9 protein-coding genes are annotated in these 7,913 nt (G+C 53.5%); 2 read left to right on the top strand and 7 right to left on the bottom strand.

Features of this window, described 5'->3' with window-relative positions; translation table 11 throughout:
* The coding region (locus AB7E14_RS17040; RefSeq protein ID WP_428169704.1) for a DUF3251 domain-containing protein at positions 1–241 on the top strand (241 nt) is incomplete at its 5' end.
* Positions 242–539: 298 nt separating this feature from the next.
* The gene (locus tag AB7E14_RS17035; RefSeq protein WP_044258980.1) at positions 540–1,424 is read left to right on the top strand and encodes a nucleoside-specific channel-forming protein Tsx; all 885 of its coding nucleotides are present in this window, start codon (positions 540–542) and stop codon (positions 1,422–1,424) included.
* Positions 1,425–1,468: 44 nt separating this feature from the next.
* Here the strand turns inward: AB7E14_RS17035 and AB7E14_RS17030 are convergent, their stop codons facing one another.
* The 7 genes from AB7E14_RS17030 to queA all read right to left on the bottom strand — a co-directional run.
* Positions 1,469–2,161, bottom strand: a complete 693-nt coding sequence (locus AB7E14_RS17030; protein ID WP_043001602.1) for a helix-turn-helix transcriptional regulator — start codon at positions 2,159–2,161, stop codon at positions 1,469–1,471.
* 15 nt (positions 2,162–2,176) lie between these two features.
* Positions 2,177–2,542 (bottom strand): VOC family protein, encoded by a 366-nt coding sequence (locus AB7E14_RS17025; RefSeq protein ID WP_044268237.1) that lies wholly within the window; start codon positions 2,540–2,542, stop codon positions 2,177–2,179.
* A 153-nt stretch (positions 2,543–2,695) separates the two neighbouring features.
* On the bottom strand, positions 2,696–3,667 hold the full coding sequence (secF, locus tag AB7E14_RS17020; protein WP_043001604.1) for a protein translocase subunit SecF: 972 nt from the start codon (positions 3,665–3,667) through the stop codon (positions 2,696–2,698).
* 10 nt (positions 3,668–3,677) lie between these two features.
* The gene (gene secD / locus AB7E14_RS17015) at positions 3,678–5,525 is read right to left on the bottom strand and encodes a protein translocase subunit SecD (RefSeq protein WP_071888433.1); all 1,848 of its coding nucleotides are present in this window, start codon (positions 5,523–5,525) and stop codon (positions 3,678–3,680) included.
* Between the two features lie 27 nt (positions 5,526–5,552).
* Positions 5,553–5,885, bottom strand: a complete 333-nt coding sequence (gene yajC, locus AB7E14_RS17010; RefSeq protein ID WP_042324569.1) for a preprotein translocase subunit YajC — start codon at positions 5,883–5,885, stop codon at positions 5,553–5,555.
* A 22-nt stretch (positions 5,886–5,907) separates the two neighbouring features.
* Positions 5,908–7,035, bottom strand: coding sequence for a tRNA guanosine(34) transglycosylase Tgt (tgt, locus tag AB7E14_RS17005; RefSeq protein WP_428169703.1), 1,128 nt, complete (start codon positions 7,033–7,035; stop codon positions 5,908–5,910).
* A 54-nt stretch (positions 7,036–7,089) separates the two neighbouring features.
* On the bottom strand, positions 7,090–7,913 hold an 824-nt coding region (queA, locus tag AB7E14_RS17000), incomplete at its 5' end, for a tRNA preQ1(34) S-adenosylmethionine ribosyltransferase-isomerase QueA (protein WP_428169702.1).

Genomic DNA, 7,913 nt, shown 5'->3' with positions numbered 1-7,913 from the left:
GCTGCGCATTCAGGGGGAATCCAACGATCCGCTGCCGGCCTTTAGCGGCACCGTTGAATATGGGCAAATTCAGGGAACTACTGACAATTATCAGGAAGTGAATGTGCAGAATCAGTTGATCAATGCCCCGGCCAGCGTGCTGGCACCGAGCGATGTGGACATCCCGCTGCAACTGAATAACCTCACCCCCGACCAGTTAGGATTTGTGCGTATCCACGACATCCAGCCTGTTACGCAATAAACCTCCTTGCGGAACGTTTTGTGCGTTCCGCAACATCCCTCCGCCTCTTTTTGTGACTCCACTGACATCCACGTCAGTTTTTGTCAACGTTGGCAATCAGCATGAAAGTCAGTACAATCGCCGCGCTAAAATACGCAAACGTGAACGCAATCGATTACGTGAATGATAGAACTGTGAAACAAGACATATTTTTGTGAGCATTGATTTCTATAATAGGCTCCCAGAAACATGAATTATTCAGAAACGCTATTTGCGCCTTTTTCACTCCCGTCAGGGATTTCAAACAGTGGCATACAATATGAAAAAAACATTACTTGCAGCCGGTGCCGTGCTCGCGCTCTCCTCGACATTCACCGCAAATGCTGCGGAAAATGACAAACCGCAGTATCTTTCAGACTGGTGGCACCAGAGCGTCAACGTCGTCGGTAGCTATCACACTCGTTTCGGACCGCAGCTCCGTAACGATACCTACCTGGAATATGAAGCTTTCGCGAAGAAAGACTGGTTTGACTTCTATGGCTACATGGATGCGCCGGTTTTCTTCGGTGGTAACACCGACGCGAAAGGGATCTGGAACCACGGTTCTCCGCTGTTTATGGAAATCGAACCGCGTTTCTCCATCGACAAACTGACCGGCACTGACCTGAGCTTCGGTCCGTTTAAAGAGTGGTACTTCGCCAATAACTACATCTACGACATGGGTCGTAACAAAGATGGCCGTCAGAGCACCTGGTACATGGGTCTGGGCACCGATATTGATACTGGCCTGCCGATGAGTTTGTCTCTGAACGTATATGCGAAATATCAGTGGCAGAACTATGGCGCCGCTAACGAAAACGAGTGGGACGGCTACCGTTTCAAAGTGAAATACTTTGTTCCGATTACCGAACTGTGGGGCGGTAACCTGAGCTATATCGGTTTCACCAACTTTGACTGGGGTTCCGATCTGGGCGACAACGACTTCTCCGATCTGAACGGCAACAAAGCGCGTACCAACGACTCCATCGCCTCCAGCCATATTCTGGCGCTGAACTACGACCACTGGCACTATTCGGTCGTAGCGCGTTACTGGCACAACGGGGGTCAGTGGAACGACGACGCAGAGCTGAACTTCGGCAAAGGTAACTTCAACGTGAAATCTACCGGCTGGGGTGGCTATCTGGTTGTCGGCTACAACTTCTGATAACGTTACTTTCCTGCAAAAGCCAGCCAGAGCGCTGGCTTTTTTTATGCGTGCGTTTCGTCGCGGATCTTACGTAAAAAATCACTCAGCGATCGATCGGCGCACTCGCTAAATCGCCTGTCGAGCGGCGTGATGCTTAAACAGCGATCGACACGAAAACAGCGATAGTCCTCGCGCCGTTCGCACCAGGCTACCAGCAGCCAGAACTCTCCCTGGAAAAAAATCCCTAACGGCTGCACGTCCCGCCAGGTGAGCTGCCCCGCCTCATCACGATAATGTAACGCCAGTACCTGTTGCGTGCTCACCGCCCGGTGGATCATATCGAACGCGCTGCGTGAATGCTGTTGCCTGCCAAAATCCGGCGCGAAAATACGTGCCTGCTCGGCTTTACGTCGGCTTTCTTCCGGTAATATCGCCAGCACCTTTTCCTGCGCCGACTCCAGTTCTCTGGAGAGCAGATCACCGCCCCAGGTGTGCAGCAGACGAATGGCGGCAATCAGCGCTTCCGATTCCCGGTGCGTTAGCATCAGCGGCGGGAGATCAAACCCCGCCATCAGCCGATAGCCGCTTCCCGCCTCCCCTTCGACCGGCACGCCGGAGAGCGAAAGGTCACGGATATCACGATAGATCGTCCGCTCTGACACCTCAAGCCGCTCCGCCAGCAGCGCTGCCGTTGTCAGCCGCCTGCCACGCAGGATCTGGACTATCTGAAATAAACGGTCAGCGCGACGGGTCATAGTTGCTCTCTGTGATTAAGCCGGTTGATGTAAACCCACACGATTGCCTTCGCTGTCAGTAAACAGCGCGATAGTACCAATCTCTTTACCGAGATCGAGCGGACCAAAAACGCAGTTGCCACCAGCACTGGCGACGCGATCCAGCGTGGCGCCGAGATCGTCCGTATGCAGATAAATAATGGCGCCCTGTAATGAAGGCGCGATGCCATCAAACTTCGCCAACGCCCCACCGGTGGCCGGATCGTCATACGGGAAAACCGCCAGATCGGCAAAATCCATTTTTTCGCGACGCAGCGGCAGCCCCATGACCGGCTCATAAAACGCAATCGCGCGTTCCATATCCGTTACGGGAATTTCAAACCAGTTAATAATGCTTTTCATCGTTCCTCCTGCCTGTGTGGGTAAGTTCAGGAAGAGGATAAAACAGGGCTCCTGACAGCATAGTGTCAGGAGTGATTGCAGGACAAGAGAAAGGAAGAAAAGAAAAATCCCGATCGAATGACCGGGATTTCTGAGCGTGAACTGAAAATCGGGTTACGGCAGAATTGACGGCTGATCCGCCCCTTCTTTCTCGACTTTCTGTTGCAGCATATGCTCGCGCTTCATACCAAGTTTCAACGCCAGCGCCGATGCCACGTAAATGGACGATGCCGTACCGATGGACACCCCGATAAGCATAGTCAGCGAGAAGCCTTCCAGCACCGGACCACCAAACAGGAACAGCATCAGGATAACCATTAACGTCGTACCGGAGGTAATCAACGTACGGTGCAGCGTCTGGGTCAGTGACACGTTAAAGATTTCGTAAGGCGTCCCGCGACGAATTTTGCGGAAGTTTTCACGAATACGGTCAGAGACCACGATACTGTCGTTAAGCGAGTAACCGATAACGGACATCAGCGATGCCACGATAGTCAGGTCGATCTCGATATGGAATAACGACAGGATCCCCAGCGTAATGATGACGTCGTGCGCCAGCGCGATAACCACGCCCGCCGCCAGTCGCCATTCGAAACGGATACCAACGTAAACCAGGATGGAGATCAGCGCTGCCAGCAGCGCCATCGCACCGGTTTGCGCCAGATCGGCACCTACGCTCGGTCCGACGAATTCAATACGCTTCACCGCTGCGTTCTGGTTGGTGGATTCATTAATCACACTCAACACTTTGCTGCCCAGCACCTGGCCGCCGTTGGCCCCTTCGGTCGGCGGCATACGGACCATGATGTCGTGACTGCTGCCGAAGTTCTGTAAAAGCGGATCAACAAAGCCCGCTTTTTCCAGCGCGTCGCGCATCACGTCCATCTCAGCCGGTTTTTCCAGCGTGATTTCAATCACCGTACCACCGGTGAAATCGAGACCCCAGTTAAAGCCGCGCACGCCCATCACGATGATGGCCAATACCAGCAACAGGCCTGAGATGCCGAAAGCCCAGTAGTCCCAGCGCATAAAGTCCCAGACTTTACGGCCGTGGTTCAATTGTTCAACAGTATATTCCTGTGCCACTTCGCACTCCTCAGATTGACAGCTTTTTGACGCGCTTGCCGCCATACAACAGGTTTACGATGGCACGCGTACCGACGATCGCGGTAAACATCGACGTCGCCACACCGATACCGGTAGTAATCGCGAACCCTTTAATTGCCCCGGTGCCGACAGCGTACAGGATAATGACCTTAATCAGCGTCGTAATGTTCGCATCAAAGATGGAACTGAAGGCGCCCGCATACCCTTCGTTGATCGCCTGCTGCACCGAACGTCCGTTACTCAACTCTTCTTTGATACGTTCGTTGATCAGGACGTTCGCATCGACGGCGACGGCAAGGGTTAAGACGATCCCCGCAATCCCCGGCATACTCAGCGTTGCCCCCGGCAACAGCGACATAATGCCAACAATCAGTACCAGGTTAGCAATCAACGCGCTGGTCGCAATCAGACCAAATTTCTTGTAGAACAGAATCATGAACAGGATGGACACCGCCAGACCGGCCAGACACGCTTCCAGACCCTGCTTGATGTTCTGCATCCCCAGCGTTGGACCGATGGTCCGCTCTTCAACAATCTGAATCGGCGCAATCAGCGCACCGGCACGCAGCAGCAGAGAAAGCTGACGCGCTTCGTTCGGGTTGTTGATCCCGGTAATACGGAAGCTGTTACCCAGACGAGACTGGATGTTGGCGATGTTAATCACCTCTTCCTGTTTCACCAGCACCGCGCGACCGTTAGCGTCTTTTTTACCGCTGTCTTTGTACTCCACAAACAGGGTCGCCATCGGTTTACCGATATTGTCCTTGGTGAAGTTAGACATGATGTTGCCACCTGCGCTATCCAGCGAGATGTTTACCTGCGGTTGGTTGTATTCGTCCTGGCTTGAAGTGGAGTCAGTGATATGGTCACCGGTCAGGATAACGCGTTTGTACAGCACAACCGGCTGACCTTCACGCGTCTGTTTCACTTCGGAATCACCTGGAACACGCCCGGATGCCGCCGCAGACTGATCAACGTTGGTGTTGACCAGACGGAATTCCAGCGTCGCTGTCGCGCCAAGAATCTCTTTCGCACGCGCCGTGTCCTGAATACCCGGCAGCTCGACCACGATACGATCCGCGCCCTGGCGCTGTACCACCGGTTCGGCGACGCCCAACTGGTTCACACGGTTACGCAGGATATTGATGTTCTGTTGTACCGCGTATTCACGCGCTTCGCTCAGACGTGCATCGGTCATCACCGCGCGCAGCGCATTGCTGCCCTGACTTGAGATAACCAAATCCGGGTGACGCTTGCTGAGATAAGCAATCGCTTTATCACGTGCGTCAGCATCACGGAAGTTGATGCTCAGGCCGTAATTGTCTTCTTTACGAACGGTAGTATACGGGATGCCTTCTGTACGCAGATCGCTGCGCAGGCTATCGATATTTTGTTCCTGCAGTTTGCCCAGCGCGGTATCCATATCCACTTCCATCAGGAAGTGAACGCCGCCGCGCAGGTCAAGACCGAGTTTCATCGGTTCTGCTTTGATGGCCGCCAACCAGCGCGGAGTTGCCGGAGCAAGGTTAAGCGCCACGACGTATTTATCACCCAGCACGTCCACCAGCGCTTCACGTGCACGCAGTTGGGTGTCGGTGGTGTCGAAGCGCGCAAGAATCGCGCCCTCTTCCAGTGCCACAGACTTAGCGGTAATTTTTTCTTTTTGTAACGTATTCTGGACCTGGATCAGCGTTTGCTCACTGGCGGCGACACCGCGCGCGCCAGTGATTTGAACGGCCGGATCCTCACCATACAGGTTGGGAAGCGCATACAGCAGGCCGACGACAATGACGACGATCAGCATGATGTACTTCCACAAAGGATAACGGTTTAACACGGCAGTTCCCTTAGGGAAAAGTTACTATTACAGCGCCTTCATGGTGCCTTTCGGCAGAACGGCAGCTACGAAATCACGTTTGATAACCACTTCAGTGGTATCGTTCAGTGCGATAGCGATGTAACCAGATTCTGCAACTTTGGTCACTCGGCCTACCAGGCCACCGTTAGTCAGGACTTCATCACCTTTCGCGATGGAGGCCATCAGGTTTTTATGCTCTTTAGTGCGCTTCTGCTGTGGACGCAGGATCATGAAATAGAAAATCAGACCAAACACCACCAGCATCAGAATCAGAGACATCGGGCTGCCCTGCGCCGGAGCACCTGTTGCCGCTACCGCATCAGAAATAAAAAAGCTCATTCAAATTCCCTCATTATTAAAATTAATCAACGTTCAAAGGTGGAACCGGTCGACCCTGACGTTGGTAAAAATCGGTCACGAAGCTCTCTAATTTACCCTCTTCAATAGCCTTGCGTAAACCCGCCATCAAACGCTGGTAGTAACGCAGGATATGAATCGTATTGAGTCGCGCGCCCAATATTTCGTTGCAACGATCAAGATGATGCAAGTAGGCACGTGAATAATTGCGACAGGTGTAGCAATCACACTCAGCATCGAGTGGGCTGGTATCGCTCTTATGCTTCGCATTGCGAATTTTCACCACGCCATCGGTCACGAACAGGTGACCATTACGCGCATTGCGGGTTGGCATCACGCAGTCAAACATATCGATACCACGACGCACGCCTTCAACCAGATCTTCAGGTTTACCGACACCCATCAGGTACCGCGGTTTATCTGCCGGAATTTGCGGGCAAACATGCTCAAGGATGCGATGCATATCTTCCTTCGGCTCACCCACAGCCAGACCGCCGACAGCGTAGCCATCAAAGCCAATCTCTACCAGACCTTTCACAGAGATATCACGTAAATCTTCGTAAACACTGCCCTGGATGATGCCAAAAAGCGCATTTTTGTTGCCCAGACCATCAAAACGGTCGCGGCTACGCTTCGCCCAACGCAGTGACATCTCCATCGATCGTTTAGCATAGTCCCAGTCCGCCGGGTACGGCGTGCATTCGTCAAAAATCATGACAATATCGGAACCGAGATCGTACTGAATCTCCATCGACTTTTCTGGATCAAGGAAAATCGGATCGCCGTTGATCGGATTGCGGAAGTGTACACCCTGTTCGGTGATCTTACGGATATCGCCCAGGCTGAAAACCTGGAAACCGCCGGAGTCCGTCAGAATCGGTCCTTTCCACTGCATGAAATCATGCAGGTCGCCATGCAGCTTCATGATCTCCTGGCCTGGACGCAGCCAGAGATGGAAGGTATTACCAAGGATAATCTGCGCGCCAGTGGCTTCAACTTCTTCCGGCGTCATGCCTTTAACAGTGCCGTAGGTCCCCACCGGCATAAAAGCAGGCGTTTCCACAACGCCACGATCAAACACCAGGCGGCCACGGCGGGCGCGTCCGTCGGTGGTATCCAGTTCGAATTTCATTTTTTCTCCAGTACGTCAGAAAAACAGTCCAACGTGTCAACCTGCGCCGCGGATTTACTCCCCGACGCGCTCAGAAATAGCCTGCGGATTGTACGTGATAAACATCGCGTCCCCGTAGCTAAAAAAGCGATAATGTTGTTCTACCGCAGCCTTGTATGCATTCATCGTGTGCTGATAACCGGCAAATGCCGAGACCAGCATAATCAATGTCGATTCAGGCAGATGGAAGTTAGTCACCAGCGCATCAATCACTTTGTATTGATAACCTGGATAGATGAAGATTTGTGTGTCACCAAAGAACGGTTCAATGAGCGCGTTCTTCGCCGCCTGCGCCGCGCTCTCCAGAGAACGCACTGAGGTCGTGCCAACCGCAATCACCCGATTGCCGCGCGTTTTCGCCGCCAGCACCGCGTCCACCACCTCTTGCGGCACTTCCGCATATTCGGAGTGCATGATGTGATCTTCAATGGTGTCCACACGCACCGGCTGGAATGTCCCCGCGCCGACGTGCAGCGTTACAAACGCCATCTCGACACCTTTCTCGCGCAGTTTTTCCAGCAGCGGTTCGTCAAAATGCAGCCCCGCGGTCGGCGCGGCAACGGCACCGGGCTTTTCGCTGTATACCGTCTGGTAAAGCTCGCGATCGGCGTCTTCGTCCGGGCGCTCAATGTACGGCGGCAGCGGCATATGGCCGATGGCGTTCAGGATATCGAGCACCGTGCGCGCGTCATCAAACTCCACCTCGAACAGCGCGTCGTGGCGCGCGGTCATGGTCGCTTTGATGCTCTCATCATCGCCCAGCAGCAGCTCCGTACCCGGTTTCGGCGCCTTAGAAGCGCGAATATGTGCCAGAATACGTTTATCATCGAGCATACGTT

It is taken from the genome of Citrobacter sp. (genome assembly GCF_050252275.1).
GTDB classification, from domain to species: Bacteria; Pseudomonadota; Gammaproteobacteria; order Enterobacterales; family Enterobacteriaceae; genus Citrobacter_A; species Citrobacter_A amalonaticus.
This window is presented reverse-complemented; position numbering and strand designations above follow the sequence as displayed.

Excerpts from the sequence above, each read along its gene's own strand:
- AB7E14_RS17035 (WP_044258980.1), top strand. The coding sequence starts at position 540 with ATGAAAAAAACATTACTTGCAGCCGGTGCCGTGCTCGCGCTCTCCTCG.
- AB7E14_RS17030 (WP_043001602.1), bottom strand. The coding sequence starts at position 2,161 with ATGACCCGTCGCGCTGACCGTTTATTTCAGATAGTCCAGATCCTGCGT.
- AB7E14_RS17025 (WP_044268237.1), bottom strand. The coding sequence starts at position 2,542 with ATGAAAAGCATTATTAACTGGTTTGAAATTCCCGTAACGGATATGGAA.
- yajC (WP_042324569.1), bottom strand. The coding sequence starts at position 5,885 with ATGAGCTTTTTTATTTCTGATGCGGTAGCGGCAACAGGTGCTCCGGCG.
- tgt (WP_428169703.1), bottom strand. The coding sequence starts at position 7,035 with ATGAAATTCGAACTGGATACCACCGACGGACGCGCCCGCCGTGGCCGC.